This is a genomic window from Burkholderia cepacia complex sp. TUM26381, from assembly GCF_057439935.1.
On the sequence record NZ_CM172007.1, the window covers coordinates 2182168 to 2202985 of the forward strand.

Sequence of the window (20818 nt, forward strand, 5' to 3'; positions counted from 1 at the left end):
GCCGGCGCACGCCCGACATTAACACGCCGAAATGCGCGCGTACCCGCGCGCCTCGATCCCCGCGCCGGCACAACGCCAGCCCGGCGCGGGCGCCGCGGGTGCGTCAGGCCGCGGCCGCCACGTTGTTGCGCGACGGCGCCACGAGCGGCACATCGAACACGTCGTAGCCGAACACCCACGACGGATCCTCGTTCGTGCGCAGCCACGTGTTGTTGTGCGACACGAGCTGCACCTTCGACGCGCGTGCCGCGCGGTTCGCCTCGTACAGCGCGAACGCGCCCGCATAGTCGCCGATGCCGACTTCGTCGAGGCAGCGCGCGAGCATCGCGGCATCCTCGATCGCCATCGCCGCGCCCTGCGCCATGTGCGGCTTCATCGGATGACATGCGTCACCGAGCAGCACGAGACGGCCGCGGCTCCACAACGGCAGCGGATCGCGCTCGAGCAGCGGCCACTTGGTGATCGACGGCGAAACGTCGATCAGGTGCTGGATGTCGGCATGGAAACCCGCGAACGCCTCGCGCATCTCGTCGCGGCTGCTGTCGACCATCGACACGCCCTCGGGCCACTCGGCCTGCGGCACGCCCGTCACGTAGTAGTACTCGTCGCGCTTCTCGGTCACGTAGTAGACCATCATGTGACGATCCTCCGACCACCACTTCACGCACATGTCGTATGGCTTGTTGCCGAGCAGCGACGCCGGGAACACCGCGCGGTGCGCGACATAACCCGTGTAGCGCGGCGGTTCCGCACCGAGCAGGTGCTCGCGGATCCGCGAGTTCACGCCGTCCGCGCCGATCGCGATGTCGGCCGTCTCGACGCTGCCGTCGGTGAACGTCAGGCGCACCGCGCCGCCGGTGTCCTCCACTGCCGCGAGCCGCTTGCCGAATCGGATCGTGCCGGGCGTGACCGCCTGCGTCATCAACGCATGGAAATCGCCGCGATGCACGGTCAGGTAGCTCGCGCCGTAGGCGTTGCGCGCGTAATCGCCGAGCGGAATCTGCGACAGCACGTCGGCCGTCTGCCAGTCGCGGCTGTACCAGAAATCCGGATGCGAACCCATCGTCTCCAGCGCGTCCTCGCAGCCGATGCGCCGCATGATCTTCATCACGTTCGGGCCGAGATGGATGCCCGCGCCGAGGCGCGAGAACGCGGGCGCCTGCTCGTACAGCGCGACGTCGTAACCGCCGCGCTGCAACAGTGCAGCCGCGGCCGTGCCGCCGAGACCGGCGCCGATGATTGCGATACGGGGTTTGCTCATGCGGATCTCCTGATCGTGGGCCCGTTGCCGAACGCGGCACGGATACGGGCGGATTGAATGGCGTTTATATAGCGTACACACTCAATTTATTCAGGACAAGCGGATTGTTTGTCGCCGTCCCGGCATTCGGGAAAACACCAATAAATCCTCAATTCACCCCGTAAACAAACAGCCAAGCCCTGTTTAACCTCATTTTGATCCATTGCCATTTTCAAATGTACACACTAGACTTTGTTCGACATCCGGCGGTTCCGCACCCGCGTGCCGCCCCACCCTTACCGACACGGAGCCTCCCGTCATGAGCAAGACCTACCGCATCGGCCAGATCGTGCCGAGTTCCAACACGACGATGGAAACCGAGATCCCGGCGATGCTGCGGCTGCGCGAAACGATCCGCCCCGAACGCTTCACGTTTCATTCGAGCCGGATGCGGATGAAGAAGGTCGTCAAGGAAGAGCTCGCGGCGATGGATGCCGAATCCGACCGCTGCGCGATGGAGCTGAGCGATGCGCGCGTCGACGTGCTCGGCTACGCGTGCCTCGTCGCGATCATGGCGATGGGCCACGGCTACCACCGCGTGTCGCAGGCGCGCCTGACGAAGCACACGGCCGACAACGGCGCGCAGGCGCCCGTGCTGACGAGCGCGGGCGCGCTCGTCGACGCACTGAAGGTGATCGGCGCGAAGCGCATCGTCGTCGTCGCGCCGTACATGCTGCCGCTCACCGAACTCGTGGTCGACTACATCCGCAACGAAGGCTTCGACGTGCTCGCCTATCGCGCGCTGGAGATTCCCGACAACCTCGACGTCGGCCGCCACGATCCGGCGCGCCTGCCCGGCATCGTGAAGACGCTGCCGTACCAGGATGCCGATGCGATCGTGCTGTCCGCGTGCGTGCAGATGCCGTCGCTGCCGGCCGTCGCGCAGGTCGAGGCGATGACGGGCAAGCCGGTCATCACGGCCGCGATCGCGACCACCTACGCGATGCTGCGCGAGCTCGATCTCGAGCCCGTCGTGCCGGGCGCCGGCGCACTGCTGTCCGGCGCGTACTGAGCGCGGCCCTACCGACGGAGTCCATTCATGTCCTCGACATTCCTGTACGGCGCGAACATCCGCGCGAACGGCATCCGCCAGCATTACCTGCGCTACGGCGGCGCTTCAGGCGCACGCGCGTCGCGCCCGGCGATCGTGCTGATTCCCGGCATCACGAGCCCCGCGATCACGTGGGGCTTCGTCGGCGAAACGTTCGGCGCGGCATTCGACACCTACGTGCTCGACGTGCGCGGCCGCGGGCTGTCGGACGCGTCGCCAGCGCTCGACTACGGCCTCGATGCGCAGGCGGACGACATCGCGGCGCTCGTCGCGGCGCTCGGCCTGCCGCGCACGAGCCTCGTCGGCCACTCGATGGGCGCGCGGATCGCCGCGCGCGCGGCCCGGCGCGACATCCGCGGGCTCGCATCGGTCGTGCTTGTCGATCCGCCCGTATCGGGCCCGAACCGCCGCGACTATCCGGGCAAGCTGCCGTGGTACATCGACTCGATGGCGCTCGCACGCGCCGGCACGGACGCCGAAGGGATGCGCGCGTTCTGCCCGACCTGGACCGACGCCGAACTGCAGTTGCGCGCCGAATGGCTGCACACGTGCGACGAGCGCGCGGTGCGCGCAACCTATGAAGGGTTCCATGCCGACGATTTCCATGCGGACGCCGCGCAACTGGCCGTGCCGTCGCTGCTGATCACGGCCGAACGCGGCGACGTGGTGCGCGACGACGACGTCGCCGAACTGCAGCGCGCGACGCCGTCGATGCGGCACGTGCGCGTGCCCGATGCCGGCCACATGATTCCGTGGGACAACGCGGCGGGCTTCTACGCGGCGTTCGGCGACTTCCTCGGCGCGCCGCTCGCGGCCTGACCGCGCGGCACCCGCCCCCTTTTCCTTCACGCCTTTACCGGAGCCGACGATGCCAGTCAGCGATACCCAACTGATCGACGCGTGGAAGCAGGTCCTCACGCTGTCGCGCCTCGAACCGGGCCAGACCGTCACGATCCTGACGAGCGCGGCCACCCACCCGCAGACGCTGTCGTGCGCGCTGATCGCCACGCAATCGATGGGCGCGATCGTCAACCGGCTCGACCTGCCGCCGGTGAACGGCGACAAGGCGTTCAGCCGCGACCCGCTCGCGTATCTCGGCACGACGCCGCTGACCGGCAACAAGGCCGCGATCGCCGCGCTGCGCGAAAGCGATCTCGTGCTCGACCTGATGACGCTGCTGTTCTCGCCCGAACAGCACGAGATCCTGAAATCGGGCACGAAGATCCTGCTCGCGGTCGAGCCGCCCGAAGTGCTGGTCCGGATGGTGCCGACGCTGGCCGATCGCACGCGCGTGCTCGCCGCCGCAAAGCACATCGCCGCCGCCCGCAAGATGCGCGTGACCTCGGCGGCCGGCACCGCGCTCGTGTGCCCGCTCGGCGAATTCCCGCCGACCGCCGAATACGGTTTCGTCGACGCGCCGGGCCGCTGGGACCACTGGCCGAGCGGCTTCGCGCTGACCTACCCGAACGACCGCACCGCGCGCGGCACGATCGTGATCGATCGCGGCGACATCCTGCTGCCGCAGAAACACTACGTGAGCGAACCGATCGCGCTGACCGTCGAAGGCGGGTATGCGACGCGCATCGAAGGCGGCGTCGACGCCGACCTGCTGCGCGACTACATGGAAACCTTCGCCGACCCCGAGGGCTATGCGATCTCGCATATCGGCTGGGGGCTGCAGCCGCGCGCGCGCTGGTCGACACTCGGGCTGTACGACCGCGAGGCGACGATCGGGATGGATGCGCGTGCGTTCGAAGGCAACTTCCTGTTCTCGCTCGGACCGAACAACGAAGGCGGCGGCAACCGCACGACCACCTGCCACATCGACATCCCGCTGCGCCGCTGCACGGTCGAACTCGACGGCGCAACCGTCGTGCGCGACGGCCGCGTGACCGACCAACCCGCCTGACCGACGAGCCCCCGACACCATGAACGATCTTTTCCGTCACGCCGAAGCGAACGTGTACCGCCAGCAGGGTTTCGGCACGCCGCTGCCGCCACACGGCAACATCGGCCTGCTGATCGTCGATTTCGTGGTCGGCTTCGCCGATCCGGCGACGTTCGGCGGCGGCAACATCGCGCCGGCGATCGCGCGCACGACGCATGCGCTCGCACTGGCCCGCGAACGCGGCTGGCCCGTCGCGCACAGCCGCATCGTGTATGCGGACGACGGCAGCGACGACAACGTGTTCTCGCTGAAGGTGCCCGGCATGGCGACGCTGACCGAGCACCATCCGAACAGCGCGATCGTGCCCGAGCTCACGCCCGCGCAAGGCGAACTCGTCGTGCGCAAGACCGTGCCGTCGGCGTTCTTCGGCACGCAGCTGGCGCCGTGGCTCGCGCAGCGCGCGGTGCAGACGCTGCTCGTCGCGGGCGCCGTGACGAGCGGCTGCGTGCGCGCGAGCGTCGTCGACGCGATGTCCCACGGGTTCCGCCCGCTCGTGCTCGCCGATTGCGTCGGCGATCGCGCGATCGCGCCGCACGACGCGAACCTGTTCGACATGCAGCAGAAATACGCGGCCGTGATGCCGCTCGACGACGCGATCGCGGCGATCGACGCGGTACAGGCCCGCGCGCGCTGAGTCGCGACGGATCGCGGGCGGCGCATGTGTCGTGCCGCCCGCGATTGACGCTGCGCTTTTGGCGGCCTAGATTGGCTTCACGCGCGCCGCCGCCCGAACGCTCCCCGACGCCACCGCCCGCCGGCCGCGCCGCCCCCGACAGGACATCTCCCCGTGAACCGCTCCGAACTGCTCGCGCGCGACGGCTGCCTGACCGTGATCCGGCCGCCCGCGCCGCCCGTCAAACCGGCCCCCGGCCAGCCGGGCAGCCTGTCGTCCTACGTACCGGCCCTGCCGGAAGTCTTCGTCGCGATTCTCGACGACGGCCGCATCCTCGCATTCAACGGCCACGTCGATCTCGGCACCGGCATCCGCACGTCGCTCGCGCAGATCGTCGCCGAGGAACTCGACGTGCCTGCCGCGCGCGTGACGATGGTGCTCGGCGACACGGCCGCGACACCGAACCAGGGTCCGACCATCGCGAGCGCGACGATCCAGATTTCCGCGACGCCGCTGCGCTGCGCGGCCGCGCAGGCGCGTCACGCGCTGCTGGCGCTCGCCGCCGAACGGTTCGGCGTCGATGCGGCGCGGCTGGCCATCGACGATGGCGCGATTTCGGCCGATGGGCAGGCGATCACGTTCGCCGCACTCGTCGCCGCGCAGCGGATCGCGCTGACGCTCGACCTGGACACCCGCACGAAGGACCCCGCGCACTACCGGATCGTCGGCCGCTCGTCGCCGCGCGTCGATTTGCCCGCGAAGGCCACCGGCCAGCTCACGTTCGTGCACGACATGCGCGTGCCGGGGATGCTGCACGGCCGCGTCGTGCGGCCGCCGTATGCGGGCCACGACAGCGGCGCATTCGTCGGCACCTCGCTCGTCGACGTCGATCGCGCGTCGGTGGCCGACGTGCCGGGGCTCGTGGCCGTCGTCGTGCTCGGCGATTTCGTCGGCGTCGTGGCCGAACGCGAGGAGCACGCGATCCGCGCGGCGCGCCAGTTGCGCGTGACGTGGCGGCCGCTTCCCGCGCTGCCGCCGCTCGACGAGCCGGCTGCCGCCATCGCCGCCGCGCCGGCCAGGCGCCGCGTGCTGCTCGACGAAGGCGACGTCGATGCCGCGCGAACCCGGCCCGATACGATCACGCTGTCGCGCACCTATGCGTGGCCGTTCCAGATGCACGGCTCGATCGGCCCGTCCTGCGCGCTCGCCGACTATCGCGAAGCGGGCGACGGACGGATCACCGTGTGGTCCGGCACGCAGAACCCCGTGTCGTTGCGCTGCGACCTCGCAACGCTCGTCGCGCGCGACGAAGCCGACCTCGACGTCGTACGGATGGAGGCGGCCGGCTGCTACGGCCGCAACGGCGCCGACGACGTATGCGGCGACGCGCTGCTGCTGTCGCGCGCAGTCGGCCGCCCGGTGCGCGTGCAGTTGTCACGCGCGGACGAGCATCTGTGGGAACCGAAAGGCGCGGGCCAGTCGATGCAGGTAACGGGCACCGTCACGCGCGACGGCCACCTGCTCGGCTATGACTTCACGACACGCTATCCGTCGAACGACGCGCCGCTGCTCGCGGCGCTGCTGACCGGCGCGATCGCGCCCGAGCCGCGCGTGTTCGAGATGGGCGACCGCACGGCCGTGTCGCCGTATGCGAGCCCGCATCGCCGCTTCGTCTGCGAGGATCTCGCGCCGCTCGTGCGCGCGTCGTGGCTGCGCGGCGTGTCGGCGTTGCCGAACTCGTTCGCGCACGACGCATTCGCCGACGAATGTGCGGCATTGACCGGCATCGATCCGCTCGCGTTCCGGCTACGCCACCTGCAGGACCCGCGCGCGATCGAGCTGCTGCAGGCCGTGGCCGAGCGCGCGGGCTGGACGCCGCGTGCGCCGCGCCCGCCGCGCGAACGGGACGGGCCGCGGCTCGCACGCGGCCGCGGGATCGCCTATGCCCGCTACGTGCACAGCCGCTTCCCCGGGTTCGGCGCGGCGTGGTCGGCGTGGATCGTCGACCTGAGCGTCGACCGCGTATCGGGCGAAATACGCATCGAACGCGTGACGGTCGGCCAGGACACGGGCACGATGATCAACCCGGATGGCGTGCGTCACCAGATTCACGGCAACGTGATCCAGGTATTGAGCCGCACGCTGAAGGAGCGCGTGCGGTTCGCGGACGGCAAGGTCGCATCGCGCGAATGGGCAAGCTACCCGATCCTGACGTTCGCGGAAGTACCGGATGTCGATGTCGTGCTGATGCCGAGGCAAGGCGAACCGCCGCTCGGCGCGGGCGAATCGGCGTCGGTGCCGGGCCCGGCCGCGGTCGCGAACGCACTGTTCGATGCCACCGGCGTACGGTTCTACGCGCCGCCTTTTACACCCGAAACGGTGCGTGCCGCATTGCGCGAGGCCGGCCGGTTGATGCGCGCCGACGAGGCCGGCGCATCCGTCGCGGCGGGCGCGGCGTAGGCCGCGCCTGCGCCGCTCGCGCGTCACGCGTCGCCGTCGTCTTCCATCATCTTGCGCAGCAGGAACTGCAGCGCGACCCGTTCGCCCGGATTGAGTGCGCCATACGTGCGCTCCGTGACCTGCCGCGCAAACGGCACCGTGCGATCGATCAGCGCGAGGCCGGTCGCGGTCGCGCGCACGATCAGCTTGCGGCCGTCGTTCGGGTCGGGCAGCACCTCGATCAGTGCGCGCGTCTTCAGGCGCTCGACGACGCCGCGAATTGTCGCCTGGTCGATCGCCGTCGCCTTGACGATGTCGTTCAGCGAGCACGCCTGCTGCTCCCTGACCGCGCAGAGCGTGACGAACTGCGCAGCCGTGAGGTCCGAATCGGGGATCGCTTCCTGGAAGATCGATACGTGCCGCTGATACGCGCGGCGCAGCAGGTGCCCGACCTGGTCGTGAAAGTCGTAGGAATCCTTGGAAGACGCCATGAAAGTGCAGGCCCGCGCCGCAGGTAGGTGAAAGACAAGCAGTGTACACCCTCAAATCGGCGCGGCCGGCGGCCGGGCGGCCGCGTCATTGCGGTGCATCGGGTTTCGCTGCGCCGCGCAGGCAACGCACCCGACGATCGCCCGACAGACGGGGATCGTTCGATCGCGACGCCGACGTGACGGCCTGCCGCGCACGTTCGCGGCGGCTGTCGCACACGCATTCGAGCGCCGCCGGATGCTTTCGCGCACACACTTCATTTTTGAGCGCATACGCACGACTTTCGTGCATGCGCCGATGCCAGTTCCGATCTTTTCAGCGTGCACTCCATATCGACAAAATCCCCTTCATAAACGCGGTTTTTATCGCGCAAACGCTTTCCTCAAGCTGGCCGGATTCATGCCTGTGCGATTCGGTATTTTCTAGTGTGTACGCTATTTAATTGCCGTGATATACAGACTCCGGTGCGCAGCGGAACCTCCGCACGCGTCGATCGAGCCACCCATTCATCCGTCACACTCGAACAGGGGCAGTCCCATGTCTACCGCACACCCGAGCGCCGCCGTTTCCCCCGACGACGCGCTGCACGGCACTCTCTATCGCAAGGTCACGCTACGCCTCATCACCCTCTTCTGCCTGTGCTACTTCGCGGCCTATCTCGACCGCATCAACATCGGCCTCGCGAAGCTCCAGATGCTCGACGCACTGAAGTTCAGCGATACCGTGTACGGCCTCGGCGCCGGCCTGTTCTTCGGCGGTTACATCCTGTTCGAAGTCCCGAGCAATCTGGTGCTGCAACGTGTGGGCGCGAAGCTGTGGATCGCGCGGATCATGATCACGTGGGGCCTGCTGTCGGGTGCGACGATGTTCGTGCACACGCCGATGCAGTTCTACATCGTGCGCTTCCTGCTCGGCGCCGCCGAAGCCGGCTTCCTGCCGGGCGTGCTGCTGTACCTGACGCAGTGGTATCCCGATGCGCGCCGCGCGCGGATCGTCGCGCTGTTCATGGTCGGCCTGCCGCTGTCGAGCATGATCGGCAGCCCGATCTCCGGCTGGATCATGCGTGCGTTCGACGGCGCGCACGGGCTCGGCGGCTGGCAGTGGCTGTTCCTGCTCGAAGCGCTGCCGTCGGTGCTGCTCGGCTTCGCGGTGCTGCGCTGGCTGCCCAACGGCATCGAATCCGCGCAATGGCTGAACGCCGACGAGAAGCGCACGCTGCGCGCGAACCTCGACGCCGATCCGTCCGGCAACAAGAGCCACGCGCTCGGCAAGGCATTCTCCGATCCGAAGGTGTGGGCGCTCGGCCTGATCGACCTGTGCGTGCTGCTCGGCCTGTACGCGGTGAGTTTCTGGTTGCCGACGATCCTGCGCGACACCGGCGTGAAGGACGCGTATCACATCGGCTGGCTGATGGTGATCCCGAATGCCGCCGCCGTGCTCGCCACGCTGTACTGCGGCGCCAGCTCCGATCGCGCGCGCGAACGCCGCTGGCATATCGTCGTACCGTTCACGGTGTCGGCCGTCGCGCTGGCGGTCGCGGCTTCGTCGTCGCACGGCACGCTCGGCACGATTCTGCTGTTCTCGCTGATCAACGCAGGTGCGGCCGCCGCGATGCCGGTCGTCTGGGCATTGCCTTCGACGTTCCTGAAGGGTTCGGCTGCCGCCGGCGGGATCGCGTTCGCATGCTCGATCGCGAACCTCGGCGGGTTCGGCAGCACCTATTTCATCGGCTGGCTGCGCGACACGTTCCACTCGCAAAGCGCGGGGCTGTATGGGTTCGCTGCGTGCATGCTGGTCGGCTGCGCACTCGCGCTCGCGTATCCGGCCCGGCTCGTGAACCGCTGAGGCCGCGCGGCGCTGTCGTTTTTACAACCGCGCCGCGCGCGCGGTCCGCCCCGCCGCTCGTCCTCCCGCGCACGCCGCCGCACCGGCGCGTGCGCGCGTCCCGCCACCGCCCCGCCGTCGTTCATCGTCTCCCGCTGCGCAGGCACATCGCTTGCGTCATCCACGCGCCCGCCGCCCCGGCGGTCGACAGCCTTCCCCCAACCGGCGCTGCACACTGCGCGAACGCTCGCGCGGCGGTCCTGCATCGCCAGCAGGTTCCCTGAACGAGAGGACGACATGAAATCAATACGAACGATGGTGGCCTTGTGCTCGGTTATTGCCGTGCTCGCGGCATGCGGCGGCGACGGCAACGACGTCGGTACCGAACTCGGCATCTCGAAGCCGCAGGCACGCTTCATCAACGCGGTGCCGGCCGGCCCGAACCTCGACTACTACCTGAACGCGAAGATCGACCAGTCGGGCGTCGCCTACAAGGGCGTGACGCGCTATCACGACGTCGATTCGGGCACGCAGACCGCGAGCTACGACGTCTCGGGCACGACCACGACCATTGCGTCCCAATCGTTCGGCGCAGCGAACGGCCACCACTACACGACGATCGCGCTGCCGAGCACGACGTCGCTGATCTCCATCGTCGACGATCCGTACGACAAGGGCCTGCTGTCCGACAAGGCGCGCGTGCGCAGCTTCAACGCGTCGCCGAATGCGCAGAACGTCGACGTGTACGTCGTCCCGCCGGGCACCGACATCACGACGCAAAGCCCGACGATGGCGGGCGCGGCGTACCAGAACGCGGTGCCGGCCACGACGCAGGATTCGATCTACCTGAACGGCGGCAGCTACCAGGTGATCGTCACGACGGCCGGCAGCAAGTCGCCGATCCTCAAGACCGCGCCGGTCACCATCAACAACAACGCCGACTGGCTGCTCCTGACGATTCCGTCGGGCGGCGTCGGCGACGTGACGCCGAACGACATTCACGTGCTCGTCGCGCAGGGCAACGACGCCGATTCGTCCGCGCAGGAACTCGGCCCGCAGTAAGGATAGCGAACGGTCGCGGTGGCCGGCGCGATCGGGCCGGCCACCGCGACCTCGCACACCGGCATCAGTCGTCCCGCTCGAAGCGGATCACATGCTCGGCGCGCGTGCCGTCGCCGCGTTCGATATCGACCTCGCCGACACGGCGCACGCGCCAGCCCGGCCGCGTCGCGATCTGCGGCAGGTTGCCGGACGGCCGGCTCTCGATCCCGCCGAGGCCTTCGTCCGGCGTCTCGACCGCTTCGTCGAGCGACGCGTTCGAGTAGATCACGTTGTCGTGCCACTTCGACGCGCCCGCATCCGCTTCCATGCCCTTGCCGTCGACGTCGACGGTGCTGTCGGTCATCGCCATGTTCGCGTTGTCGAGCGTCGGGATCCGGGCAGCCGCGCGCCGCACCGGGTCGCCGCTGCCGACCGCCTGCGTGCCGCGCTCGATCGGCGGCAGGCCGGTCGGCGTCTTCGCGGCGATGGCCTCCGGCGTCAACGGGCGCCGGGCCGTCGCGGGAGGCCCGGAATCGGCTGGCGGTTGCTTCGGGTCAGGGTTCGATTGATCGCTCTGCATCGCACCTCCTTGTCCGGCCGGCATGCGCCGGTCCGTGAATCGCTACATCGCTCCTTGCAAATCTTTCACGCGCCCGGCCGCGCGCACACACGCCGGCCGGCGCACGTGCCCGGCCGGCACGGCACTCGAAAAAGCGGGCAGACCGCCGGCACGCAACCGGCGCGCCGCCCACCCGGCCAACCGCGCATCAGCCGCCGCTTGCACCGCCCGGCGCGGAGGCCGCACCCGGCATGCTCGCGCCGCTGTCGGCGCTGCTGCCGGCCGCGCCGCTGCCCGGCGTACCCGGTGCTGCGGTGGACGGCGCGGCCGACATGCCGCCCGTCGCGCTCGAATCGGAACTCGCGCCGCCGGCGCTGTCGCTGTCGCTCTTCTTCTGGCAGCCCGCACCTGCCGCCAGCCCTGCAATCAGGATGCCGGCGAAGACGGCTCGCGATACATGACGAAAGGAATATCGCTGCATGACACCTCCGCTGATGTCGATGTGGATGGAGCCCGCTTGCGAGCAATTTGCGTGCCGCGCCCTGCCGCTGCTGGCCGACGCCTTCCATTCATTTTTCAAATGACGCCCAGCCGAATATTTAATTTCCCATGACCGTGGCCGCCACCCATACTCGCGAACAAATCCGAGACATAACGTCCACGGCGGCCGGGCCGGCGCTGCGTACACACGCTGCCGGTTTCGCGCCCCGCACATGGAAGGAGACAACGGCGTGCAACTGGAAGCCACCCACCGCCCGGGCATCGTGCTCGGCGCGGACGACGCATCGTATCGAACCGATTCGGCCACGCGCGACCCTGCGCTGAGCCCGCGGCTGCACAATCCCGACCTCGCGCCGACCAAGACCGAGGGCCGGACCTGGGGCCGCTACAGCATCTTTGCGCTGTGGACCAACGACGTACACAACATCGCGAACTACTCGTTTGCGATCGGGCTGTTCGCGCTCGGCCTGTCGGGCTGGCAGATGCTCGCGTCGCTCGCGATCGGCGCGGTGCTCGTGTACTGCTTCATGAACCTCACCGGCTACATGGGCCAGAAGACCGGCGTGCCGTTCCCGGTGATCAGCCGGATGAGCTTCGGCATCTACGGCGCGCTGCTGCCCGCGATGATCCGCGCGGTGATCGCGATCGCCTGGTTCGGGATCCAGACCTATCTCGCGTCCGTCGTGCTGCGCGTGCTGCTCACGGCGATCTGGCCCGGCCTCGCCGCGTTCGACCAGAATGCGATCTTCGGGCTGTCGACGCTCGGCTGGATCACGTTCGTCGCGATCTGGCTCGTGCAGATCGGCATCCTCACGTTCGGGATGGAGATGGTCCGCAAGTACGAGGGGCTCGCCGGCCCGGTGATCCTCGTGACGACGCTGTCGCTCGCCGCATGGATGATCAGCCGCACGGGCGGCCATCTCGCGATGTCGATCGGCAAGCCGATGACCGGCTTCAGGATGTGGACGGAAATCTTCGCGGGCGGCTCGCTGTGGCTCTCGATCTACGGCACGCTGGTGCTCAACTTCTGCGATTTCGCCCGTTCGTCGCCGAGCGCGAAGACGGTGCGCGTCGGCAACTTCTGGGGCCTGCCGGTCAACATCCTCGTGTTCGCGACGATCAGCTTCGTGCTCGCGGGCGCGCAGTTCAAGCTGAACGGCCACATCATCCACAGCCCGACGGAAATCATCGCGACGGTGCCGAACAAGCTGTTCCTCGTGCTCGGCTGTCTCGCATTCCTGATCGTCACCGTCGCCGTGAACATCATGGCGAACTTCGTGGCACCGGCGTTCGTGCTGACGAGCCTCGCGCCGCACCGCCTGTCGTTCCGCCGCGCGGGCCTGATCAGCGCGACGATCGCCGTGCTGATCCTGCCGTGGAACCTGTACAACAGCCCGATCGTGATCGTCTACTTCCTGTCCGGCCTCGGCGCGCTGCTCGGCCCGCTGTACGGGATCATCACGGTCGACTACTGGCTCGTGCGCAAGCAGCGCGTGAACGTGCCCGACCTCTATACCGAAGCGCCGGGCGGCGCCTATTTCTACACCCGCGGCGTGAACCGCAAGGCGCTCGCGGCGCTCGTGCCGTCCGCGCTGATCTCGATCACGCTCGCCGTCGTGCCGGCCTTCAGCGCGATGACGCCGTTCTCCTGGCTGCTCGGCGCGGCCATCGCGGGCAGCGTGTACTGGCTGCTGGCCGATCGCAAACGGCACTACGAAGAGCGCTCGGGCGAACATATCGCGGTCGCCTGCGGGCAACACTGACACACACGCATACGGAGAGCCCCGATGAGGATCCTGGTAGTCAACGTCAACACGACCGAGTCGATCACCGACGCAATCGCCGCGCAGGCGCAGGCCGCCGCCTCGCCCGGCACGGAGATCGTCGGGCTGACGCCGCGCTTCGGCGCGGAATCGGTCGAAGGCAACTTCGAGAGCTACCTCGCGGCGATCGCCGTGATGGATCGCGTGTTGAGCTACGACGAGCCGTACGACGCGGTGATCCAGGCCGGCTACGGCGAACACGGCCGCGAAGGCCTGCAGGAACTGCTGACGGTACCCGTCGTCGACATCACCGAAGCCGCCGCGAGCGTCGCGATGCTGCTCGGCCATCGCTACTCGGTCGTCACGACGCTCGACCGCACGGTGCCGCTGATCGAGGATCGCCTGAAACTCGCCGGGCTCGACGCACGCTGCGCATCGGTGCGCGCGAGCGGCCTCGCGGTGCTCGAACTGGAAGAAAATCCGGCCCGCGCGATCGAGTCGATCGTCGGCCAGGCGCAGCGCGCGGTGAAGGACGATCACGCGGAAGTGATCTGCCTCGGCTGCGGCGGGATGGCCGGCCTCGACCGGCAGATCGAGGAATGCACGGGCGTGCCGGTCGTCGACGGTGTGTCGGCCGCGGTCGCACTCGCCGAGTCGCTGGTGCGCCTGAAGCTGAAGACGTCGAAGGTCCGCACGTACGCGCCGCCGCGCCCGAAGCGGATCGTCGGCTGGCCGGGAACCTTCGCAAAATGACGCGCCGCCGGCCGGCAGTCGCGTCGCGCGCGGTCACGGGGGCGCCGGGAGGCGTATCGGCATGCGGGACCCGCTAGACCCGGCCGCCCTGCCCCGCGGCGCGGCCGACGCCACGGGCGCGCTCGACGTGCTCGACGCACGGCTGATGCGCATCCTGCTCGTGCTGCTGACCGAGCGCACCGTATCGCGTGCGGCCGTGCGCCTGAACATGTCGCAACCGGCGACGAGCGCGGCGCTCAAGCGGCTGCGTACGCTGCTCGGCGATCCGCTGCTGGTGCGCAGCCGTTACGGGATGGTGCCGACCGAGTTCGGCGCGCGGCTGATCGAGCCGCTGCGCAACGCGCTGCGCGTGATCGACTTCATCCGCATCCAGCAGCCGACGTTCGACGCGCGCACGTCGGTGCGCACCTACCGGATCGGCTGCCCCGACTACCTGAACGTGCTGTTCGTGCCGAAGCTCGTCGCGCTGTTCCGCGAGCGCGCGCCGGACGCGCAGCTCGTGTTCCATCCGCTCGGCGACGGTTTCGACGACGAGCGCGCGCTGGCCGACGGCGAACTCGACGTCGTGATCGACAACCGCCCCGCACGCCAGTCGCGCTTCCGGCAGGACGACCTGTTCGACGACCGCGTCGTGTGCCTGATGCGCGCGACGCATCCGCTCGCCAGGCGCGGCGCGATGACGGCCGCCGATTTCGCAGCCGCGCCGCAGCTGTGCCCGACGCCGTCGTGGCTCGAAGCATCCGGCGCGATCGACCGGCAGCTCGAACGCGTCGGCCTGCAGCGGCGCATCGTCGTCACGCTGCCGCACTTCGAACTTGCCGCGCATGCGCTCGTGCGCACCGACATGATCCTCACCACCACGTACCGGCTCGCGCGGCACTATGCGAAGCTGCTGCCGCTCGCTGCGGTCACGCTGCCGGCCGAACCGCCTGACATCGTGTACCGGATGACGTGGAACGAATCGGGATCGTGTGCCGAGGGCGTGTGCTGGCTGCGCGGGCTGATCGCGGAAGCGACGCACGCATGGCTCGACGCCGAGGCCAGGTTGCCGGCCGTTACCGCAGTAGCCGCTGCCGGTTCCGACGCGGATGCCCGGATGTCCACGCCGCCCGTCGCCGACACGCCGGAGCCCGCACGGCGCACTCGCCGCCGACAGGCGACGCATTGCCGCGCATCGCACCCGGCGCGCGTCGCGCACGCGGCACGCATCCATCGCATCGCGACGAAGCCGCACTGACCGGCGAGCCGGCTGACGGCGATGCGCTGACAGGCTGAAAGATCGCAGCCGCGTGCCGCGTCAGACGTGTCGCGCCAGCACGAGCAGCACCGACAGCGAAACGACCGATCCGAGCGTCGACAGCAGGATCGTGCGCGACGTCACCTGCGCTTCGCGCCCGTAGAATTCCGCGAGCATGTACGGCCCCGTGCCGGTCGGCAACGCGGCGAGCACGACGGCGATCTGCGCGAGCACGGGCGGCATCGCGAACACGCGCACGCCGAGCCACCATGCGAGCGCCGGCTGGACGAACAGCTTCACCGCCGTCAGCGCGACGCTGCCGCGCGCCGCGGTACCGGCCCCCTCGCGCTTCTCCGCGAGAAACAGCCCGAGGCTGACCAGCGCACACGGGCTTGCGGCCGCCCCGAGCAGCTTCAGGAAGGTCTCGACGGGCGCAGCGAGCGGCACCTGCGCAGCCGACACGCATACGCCGACCAGCGGCGCGACGATCAGCGGGTTGCGCAGCAGCGCGCCGGCCACCTTCCACATCAGCTTCAGCGGCGCGCGGTCGCGCTGCAGTCCGATCTCGATCAGCACGATCGCACCGGCGAACAACACGCATGCGACGAGAATGGTCGCGATCGTGGTCGGCGTGAGGCTGCCGGGACCGAACGCCAGCAGGCACAGCGGAAAGCCGAGATAGCCGGTGTTCGGATAGGACGCGGCGATCGCATCGATGCTCGCATCGGCCAGCCCGCGCCCCGCGAACAGGCGCCACGCGAGCACGCCGCCGAACACGAGCGCACAGGTCAGCGCGAATGTCGCCACGAACGCCGGCTGGTAGAGCTGGTGCCACGATGCGTGCGCCATGATCTGGAACAGCAGCGCGGGCAGCGCGAGCCACACGACGAACCGGTTGAGCTCCGACGCTGCGGCCGGCCCGAGTACGCCGCGCCGGCGGCACAGGAACCCTGCCGCGATCAGCCCGAACACGGGCAACAGAATCTCGATCGTCGATGACATCTTGAATACGCTGCGTGAAACCGGAACGCGCCAGCTTAATGGTTCCGTGAAAGCCCGTCCAATACGCAGCGCATGCACGCCGGCCCGTCACTCCCCGTCACTCCCCGTCACTCCCCGTTACGCGCCATCGCGCATCGGTTGCGTAAGCAACTTGTATGCTACGACGGCCGCGCCGAGCGCGAGCACGCCGCTCATCGTCAACGCATCGGCGAACCCGCTCGAGAACGCGACGGGGGCCGCCCGCGCCAGCGTGCCGGCGGCCGACGGCGGCACGCGGCCGAGCGCCTGCGCCAGATCGCCGGCCAGCAGGCTCGACATGAACGGCGCATCGGCGAACGCGCGCAGGCCGGGCGTGGCGGACAGCAGGTCGTCGAGCCGCGCGTGCGTGCTCGCCGCCAGCACTGCGCCGAGCACGCCGACGGCCGTCACGATCGCCGAGAAGCGCGTCGTCGTGCTGATGCCCGACGCCATGCCGGTGCGGTTCGGTGGCACGCACGCCATGATCGCCTTCTGCGTGTCGCCGTTCATGATGCCGGCGCCGCACCCCGTCACGAACATGCCGATCGCGACGAGCCGGTAGTCGCCGCTGGCCGTCAGCGCCGCGGTCACCAGGTTGCCCGCGCCGATCAGCGCGAGCCCGCCCGCCAGCACACCGCCGGACGACACGCGCGCGGCCAGCGCCGCGCCGAGCGACGGGCCGGCGATCATCGCGAACGCGAACGGCAGCATCCCGAGCCCCGCATCGATCGCCGACATGCCGAATGCGTTCTGCAGGTATAGCGGCAGGAACGTCATCATCACCTGCGCGCACGCCGCATACCCGAACATCGCGAGCACCGCGCCGACGAAGCGCGGCTGGCGAAACAGCGCGAGATCGATCATCGGCCGCGCCTGCCAGCGCTCCGCGCCGATGAACGCCGCCAGCAGCGCGGCGGCGAGCGCGAGCCGGCCCAGCGTCGCGGCCGACAGCCAGCCGTGCGACGGTGCGCCGATCAGCGCCGCGATCCCGCAGGCGAGCGCCGCACCGAACAGCAGGCTGCCGGCGGCGTCCACGCGTTTCGCATGCGGATCGTTCGATTCGTCGATCGCGACGCACGCGCCGGCTGCCAGCAGCAGGCAGACGGGCAGGTTCAGCAGGAACACCCAGCGCCATCCGATCCATTGGGTGATCGCGCCGCCGACGAGCGGCGCGATGGCCGTCGCGATCCCCATGCACATGCCCCAGATCGCCCATGCGCGCGCCCGGTCGCGCCCGTCCGGAAACCGGTTCGCGATCACGGCAAGCGCCGCGGTCAGCAGCAGCGCGGCGCCGCCGCCCTTCACGGCGCGCGCGGCGATCAGCCAGCCGGCCGACGGCGCGATGCCGCAGCCAAGCGACGCGAGAAAGAAGAGCGCGAGCCCCGTGAAGAGCATCCGCTTGCGCCCGAAGCGATCGGCGAGCCCGCCCGCCGGCAGCAGGCACGCGGCAAACGCGGTCATGTACGCGCTCACGACCCATTCGATGTCGGCGAAGCTCGCGTGGAAGCTGCGCGCGATGCTCGGCAGCGATACGGCCACCACGTTCGTGTCGAGCACGATCAGCGAACAGGTTGCGGACGCGACGGCAAGCGTCGCGGCGGCCGGCAGGCGGGCGCCCGCGCGCGGGGCGGCAGCCGCGCCCGTACGCGACGCCGGTGAAGACTGGGACATCGGCAACTCCGGAACAGGATCAACGAGCCGTATGCTAGGCTTGCCCGGTGTTGCCTGTCATTGACACTTCCAAGCTGTTTTATTAACGAAAACTGCAATCATGGACCGGCTCGAATTCCGTCACGTACGTGCGTTCCTGAGCGTCGCGCAGCACCTGCATTTCGCGCGTGCGGCCGAAGCGCTGGACATGGCGCCGCCCGCGCTCACGCGGCAGATCCAGGAAGCCGAGCGCGTGCTCGGCGTGCGGCTCTTTCACCGGTCGCGCCGCGCAGTCACGCTGAGCGCGGCCGGCGAGGCCTATCTCGCCGAAGCGAGCGCCGCATTCGAGCATCTGCAGCGCGGCCGCGAACTTGCCGCGCTCGCCGAACGCGGCGAACTCGGCCGGATCGAGATCGGCTACGTGTCGTCCGCCGTCTATTCGGGCACGCTGCAGCGCACGGTCGGCGCGTTCCGCGCCGCGCACCCGCGCATCGAACTGAACCTGCGCGAGGTGCCGATGGACGACGTCGCAAACCAGCTCGACGCGGGCCGGCTCGATCTCGCCTACGTCCGTCCGCCGCTGCCGCTGCCCGGCGGTCTGCGGATCGTCACGCTGCAGCGCGACGTGTTCGTCGCGGCCGTACCGGCCGATTCGCGCTACGCGGCGATGACGGCCGTCCGCGCGGCCGATCTCGCCGACGCACGCTTCGCGGTGCCCGAACAGGAACGGGGCACGCTCGAAGTCGCGCGCCGCGGCCGCTTCGCACCGGTCATCGCCGCGCGGCCGGGCGGCCTGCTCGCGGTGCTCGCGTGCGTGTCCGTGAACAGCTGGGTCGCGGTGATTCCCGATGCGCTCGCCGGCTGCGTGTCGTTGCCGGGTGTCGTGTACCGGCCGATTGCCGGCAAGCCGATCACGTCGGAGCTCGCGCTCGCGCACCGGCGGTTCGAAAAGGCGCCCGCGGTGCGGGCATTCCTGCGCACGGTTCCGCCGGCCGCTTAACGCATCCGCACGACGCATCCGCGACAGCGCCCGGGCGCCGGGCCGTTACCGGCCCTAGCGGGGCTCGCCGCGCGAATATGCATTTCACGATTCGATGTTTGTCGGCCGGAAACCGATTCCGTAACCTGCCCGGCAGCCGCGCCGCACGGGCGCGGGTTACCGAGGACATGCCGCCGATGAATCGCTCTTCCGCTGCAGCGCGCCGCCGCGCGCTGCAGCGTCTTGCCGCCCTCGCCGCCGCGCCGCTCGCGGGCGGCATCGCACTGCCCGCCCGCGCGGCCGGCACCGACCTGTCGAGCGTCACGCTCGTGCTCGGCGACCAGGCCGGCGGCCTGCGCGCGCTGGCCGAAGCCGCGCGCGTGCTGGACGGCACGCCCTACCGGTTCCGCTGGGCCAATTTCCAGGGCGCCGCGCCGCTGTTCGAGGCCCAGCGCGCGGGCGCGATCGATCTCGCCCCGGCCGGCGACCTGCCGGTACTGACGGCCGCGCTCGGCGATCCGTCGTTGCGGATCGTCGCAACGCGGGTCGGCTCGTCGGCGTCGCTCGGCATCGTCGTCCAGCCCGACTCGCCCATTCGCACGGTGGCCGGCCTGAAAGGGTAAACCGTCGTCGTGTCGTCGGCGCGCGGCAGCATCTCGCAATACCAGTTGTACGGCTCGCTGCGCGAACACGGCCTCGCCCCGCGCGACGTCGACGTGCGCTTCGTGCTGCCCGTCGATGCATTCGCCGCGTTCGAGGCGAAACGGATCGGCATCTGGGCCACGTTCGACCCGTATTACGGCCATGCGGTACGACGCGGCGCACGCATCGTCCGCGACGGCAGCGGCATCAATTCGGGGCTCGCGTTCCTCACGTCGCCGGTCGAGACGCTGAACGACGGCGCGAAGCGCGCGGCGCTCGCGGACGTGCTCGCACGGCTCACCCGCGCCGGCCAATGGGCGCTCGCGCACCCGGCCGACTACGCGAACGTCTACGCGTCGCTCACGCGCCTGCCGCCCGACGCGGCGACCGACATCGCCCGCCGGGCCGCGCTCGCGCAGCGCAGCCTCAGCGGCGCCGACATCGACGTGCTGCAGCGCGTCGCCGATCGCGCGGCGGCGGACGCGATCCTGCCACGGCGCGTCGACGTCGCGTCGATTGCGGTCCGGAACGTGTCGTCCTGAGCGCTGCCGCGCGTGGCGGCGTTCAGCGCGGCAGCGCCATATCGAGGTCCGGCAGGTCGTCGCCGAACGTCGACGCGACGAGCGTGCGCATCGCGGCGACCAGCAGCGTCGGCCCCGACTGGTTGAACGTGCAGCGGTCGCCCGCGGCCGGCACGGCCCGGTGCAGCACGGCACGCCATGGCCCCCGCCCGCCGTCGCGCTCGAACGCGTCGAACGGCAGCCGCTCGACGATCGGGCCGCCGTCCGCCCAGGACGACGATGGCGCGAACGGCGTCGGCACGCCGCCCGCCACGCGAATCGACGTGCATCCGGACGCGTCGGCACGCGGGGCGTCGTGGCCTTCCGCGATCGCGACCCAGTAATCCAGCGGCCCGCCGGCCAGTTCCTGAACTTGCATAACCCTCTCCGTCACCGTCATTCCAGTCGACATGCTAACCGTTGCGCCCGCACGCGTAACCGCCCCGGGG

The 20818-nt window shown here is 69.6% G+C and carries 18 protein-coding genes and 1 pseudogene; 12 read left to right on the forward strand and 7 right to left on the reverse strand.

Annotated features, from left to right (window positions below):
* Positions 1–103: 103 nt before the first annotated feature.
* Positions 104–1261 carry an FAD-dependent monooxygenase gene (locus ACWMMN_RS26440; RefSeq protein ID WP_486423335.1) on the reverse strand — a complete coding sequence of 386 codons (1158 nt, stop codon included), beginning with the start codon at positions 1259–1261 and terminating at the stop codon, positions 104–106.
* Positions 1262–1559: 298 nt separating this feature from the next.
* On the opposite strand from ACWMMN_RS26440, the gene ACWMMN_RS26445 reads away from it, so the two are divergent.
* The 5 genes from ACWMMN_RS26445 to ACWMMN_RS26465 all read left to right on the forward strand — a co-directional run bounded on the left by ACWMMN_RS26445 (position 1560) and on the right by ACWMMN_RS26465 (position 7372).
* Positions 1560–2312 carry a maleate cis-trans isomerase family protein gene (locus ACWMMN_RS26445; protein ID WP_059237153.1) on the forward strand — a complete coding sequence of 251 codons (753 nt, stop codon included), beginning with the start codon at positions 1560–1562 and terminating at the stop codon, positions 2310–2312.
* 27 nt (positions 2313–2339) lie between these two features.
* Positions 2340–3170, forward strand: a complete 831-nt coding sequence (locus ACWMMN_RS26450) for an alpha/beta fold hydrolase (protein WP_059237154.1) — start codon at positions 2340–2342, stop codon at positions 3168–3170.
* A 49-nt stretch (positions 3171–3219) separates the two neighbouring features.
* Positions 3220–4260, forward strand: coding sequence for a 2,5-dihydroxypyridine 5,6-dioxygenase NicX family protein (locus ACWMMN_RS26455; RefSeq protein WP_486423336.1), 1041 nt, complete (start codon positions 3220–3222; stop codon positions 4258–4260).
* A 19-nt stretch (positions 4261–4279) separates the two neighbouring features.
* The gene (locus ACWMMN_RS26460) at positions 4280–4933 is read left to right on the forward strand and encodes an isochorismatase family protein (RefSeq protein ID WP_486423337.1); all 654 of its coding nucleotides are present in this window, start codon (positions 4280–4282) and stop codon (positions 4931–4933) included.
* A gap of 153 nt (positions 4934–5086) precedes the next feature.
* Positions 5087–7372, forward strand: coding sequence for a xanthine dehydrogenase family protein molybdopterin-binding subunit (locus tag ACWMMN_RS26465; protein WP_486423338.1), 2286 nt, complete (start codon positions 5087–5089; stop codon positions 7370–7372).
* 23 nt (positions 7373–7395) lie between these two features.
* Here ACWMMN_RS26465 and ACWMMN_RS26470 read toward each other — a convergent pair whose 3' ends face one another.
* Positions 7396–7842: a MarR family winged helix-turn-helix transcriptional regulator gene (locus ACWMMN_RS26470; protein WP_059237158.1), complete on the reverse strand. Its 447-nt coding sequence runs from the start codon at positions 7840–7842 to the stop codon at positions 7396–7398.
* A 535-nt stretch (positions 7843–8377) separates the two neighbouring features.
* Here ACWMMN_RS26470 and ACWMMN_RS26475 point away from each other — a divergent pair.
* Together ACWMMN_RS26475 and ACWMMN_RS26480 are read left to right on the forward strand one after the other, a co-directional pair.
* Positions 8378–9685 (forward strand): MFS transporter, encoded by a 1308-nt coding sequence (locus ACWMMN_RS26475; RefSeq protein ID WP_059237159.1) that lies wholly within the window; start codon positions 8378–8380, stop codon positions 9683–9685.
* Between the two features lie 276 nt (positions 9686–9961).
* Entirely contained in the window at positions 9962–10726 is a 765-nt protein-coding gene (locus ACWMMN_RS26480; protein ID WP_059237160.1) for a DUF4397 domain-containing protein, read from the forward strand.
* A 64-nt stretch (positions 10727–10790) separates the two neighbouring features.
* On the opposite strand, the gene ACWMMN_RS26485 is transcribed toward ACWMMN_RS26480, so the two are convergent.
* Both ACWMMN_RS26485 and ACWMMN_RS26490 read right to left on the reverse strand, forming a co-directional pair.
* A complete protein-coding gene (locus tag ACWMMN_RS26485; RefSeq protein WP_486423339.1) occupies positions 10791–11285 on the reverse strand; it encodes a DUF3005 domain-containing protein in 495 nt (164 codons plus the stop codon).
* Between the two features lie 187 nt (positions 11286–11472).
* Positions 11473–11745, reverse strand: coding sequence for a hypothetical protein (locus ACWMMN_RS26490; RefSeq protein WP_155627205.1), 273 nt, complete (start codon positions 11743–11745; stop codon positions 11473–11475).
* 232 nt (positions 11746–11977) lie between these two features.
* Between ACWMMN_RS26490 and ACWMMN_RS26495 the strand changes: the two genes are divergently transcribed.
* The 3 genes from ACWMMN_RS26495 to ACWMMN_RS26505 all read left to right on the forward strand — a co-directional run bounded on the left by ACWMMN_RS26495 (position 11978) and on the right by ACWMMN_RS26505 (position 15518).
* The gene (locus tag ACWMMN_RS26495; protein ID WP_486423340.1) at positions 11978–13528 is read left to right on the forward strand and encodes an NCS1 family nucleobase:cation symporter-1; all 1551 of its coding nucleotides are present in this window, start codon (positions 11978–11980) and stop codon (positions 13526–13528) included.
* A gap of 24 nt (positions 13529–13552) precedes the next feature.
* A complete protein-coding gene (locus tag ACWMMN_RS26500) occupies positions 13553–14281 on the forward strand; it encodes an aspartate/glutamate racemase family protein (protein ID WP_048025762.1) in 729 nt (242 codons plus the stop codon).
* A 61-nt stretch (positions 14282–14342) separates the two neighbouring features.
* The gene (locus tag ACWMMN_RS26505; protein WP_486423341.1) at positions 14343–15518 is read left to right on the forward strand and encodes a LysR family transcriptional regulator; all 1176 of its coding nucleotides are present in this window, start codon (positions 14343–14345) and stop codon (positions 15516–15518) included.
* A gap of 60 nt (positions 15519–15578) precedes the next feature.
* On the opposite strand, the gene ACWMMN_RS26510 is transcribed toward ACWMMN_RS26505, so the two are convergent.
* Both ACWMMN_RS26510 and ACWMMN_RS26515 read right to left on the reverse strand, forming a co-directional pair.
* Positions 15579–16520: an AEC family transporter gene (locus ACWMMN_RS26510; RefSeq protein WP_486423342.1), complete on the reverse strand. Its 942-nt coding sequence runs from the start codon at positions 16518–16520 to the stop codon at positions 15579–15581.
* A 117-nt stretch (positions 16521–16637) separates the two neighbouring features.
* The gene (locus tag ACWMMN_RS26515; RefSeq protein WP_174991942.1) at positions 16638–18209 is read right to left on the reverse strand and encodes an MFS transporter; all 1572 of its coding nucleotides are present in this window, start codon (positions 18207–18209) and stop codon (positions 16638–16640) included.
* A gap of 100 nt (positions 18210–18309) precedes the next feature.
* Here ACWMMN_RS26515 and ACWMMN_RS26520 point away from each other — a divergent pair, with 100 nt between their 5' ends.
* Together ACWMMN_RS26520 and ACWMMN_RS26525 are read left to right on the forward strand one after the other, a co-directional pair.
* A complete protein-coding gene (locus tag ACWMMN_RS26520) occupies positions 18310–19188 on the forward strand; it encodes a LysR family transcriptional regulator (RefSeq protein WP_256086559.1) in 879 nt (292 codons plus the stop codon).
* Positions 19189–19364: 176 nt separating this feature from the next.
* Positions 19365–20351: pseudogene (locus ACWMMN_RS26525) on the forward strand (ABC transporter substrate-binding protein).
* 22 nt (positions 20352–20373) lie between these two features.
* On the opposite strand, the gene ACWMMN_RS26530 reads toward ACWMMN_RS26525, so the two are convergent.
* A complete protein-coding gene (locus tag ACWMMN_RS26530; protein WP_059237166.1) occupies positions 20374–20748 on the reverse strand; it encodes a phage protein NinX family protein in 375 nt (124 codons plus the stop codon).
* Between the last annotated feature and the right edge of the window lie 70 nt (positions 20749–20818).

Bases quoted from the DNA above. Each gene is read 5' to 3' on its own strand.
- ACWMMN_RS26515 (WP_174991942.1), bottom strand. From the start codon at position 18,209: ATGTCCCAGTCTTCACCGGCGTCGCGTACGGGCGCGGCTGCCGCCCCG.
- ACWMMN_RS26495 (WP_486423340.1), top strand. From the start codon at position 11,978: ATGGAAGGAGACAACGGCGTGCAACTGGAAGCCACCCACCGCCCGGGC.
- ACWMMN_RS26490 (WP_155627205.1), bottom strand. From the start codon at position 11,745: ATGCAGCGATATTCCTTTCGTCATGTATCGCGAGCCGTCTTCGCCGGC.
- ACWMMN_RS26460 (WP_486423337.1), top strand. From the start codon at position 4,280: ATGAACGATCTTTTCCGTCACGCCGAAGCGAACGTGTACCGCCAGCAG.
- ACWMMN_RS26475 (WP_059237159.1), top strand. From the start codon at position 8,378: ATGTCTACCGCACACCCGAGCGCCGCCGTTTCCCCCGACGACGCGCTG.
- ACWMMN_RS26510 (WP_486423342.1), bottom strand. From the start codon at position 16,520: ATGTCATCGACGATCGAGATTCTGTTGCCCGTGTTCGGGCTGATCGCG.
- ACWMMN_RS26440 (WP_486423335.1), bottom strand. From the start codon at position 1,261: ATGAGCAAACCCCGTATCGCAATCATCGGCGCCGGTCTCGGCGGCACG.
- ACWMMN_RS26530 (WP_059237166.1), bottom strand. From the start codon at position 20,748: ATGCAAGTTCAGGAACTGGCCGGCGGGCCGCTGGATTACTGGGTCGCG.
- ACWMMN_RS26485 (WP_486423339.1), bottom strand. From the start codon at position 11,285: ATGCAGAGCGATCAATCGAACCCTGACCCGAAGCAACCGCCAGCCGAT.
- ACWMMN_RS26500 (WP_048025762.1), top strand. From the start codon at position 13,553: ATGAGGATCCTGGTAGTCAACGTCAACACGACCGAGTCGATCACCGAC.
- ACWMMN_RS26455 (WP_486423336.1), top strand. From the start codon at position 3,220: ATGCCAGTCAGCGATACCCAACTGATCGACGCGTGGAAGCAGGTCCTC.
- ACWMMN_RS26445 (WP_059237153.1), top strand. From the start codon at position 1,560: ATGAGCAAGACCTACCGCATCGGCCAGATCGTGCCGAGTTCCAACACG.
- ACWMMN_RS26450 (WP_059237154.1), top strand. From the start codon at position 2,340: ATGTCCTCGACATTCCTGTACGGCGCGAACATCCGCGCGAACGGCATC.
- ACWMMN_RS26470 (WP_059237158.1), bottom strand. From the start codon at position 7,842: ATGGCGTCTTCCAAGGATTCCTACGACTTTCACGACCAGGTCGGGCAC.
- ACWMMN_RS26520 (WP_256086559.1), top strand. From the start codon at position 18,310: ATGGACCGGCTCGAATTCCGTCACGTACGTGCGTTCCTGAGCGTCGCG.
- ACWMMN_RS26480 (WP_059237160.1), top strand. From the start codon at position 9,962: ATGAAATCAATACGAACGATGGTGGCCTTGTGCTCGGTTATTGCCGTG.
- ACWMMN_RS26505 (WP_486423341.1), top strand. From the start codon at position 14,343: ATGCGGGACCCGCTAGACCCGGCCGCCCTGCCCCGCGGCGCGGCCGAC.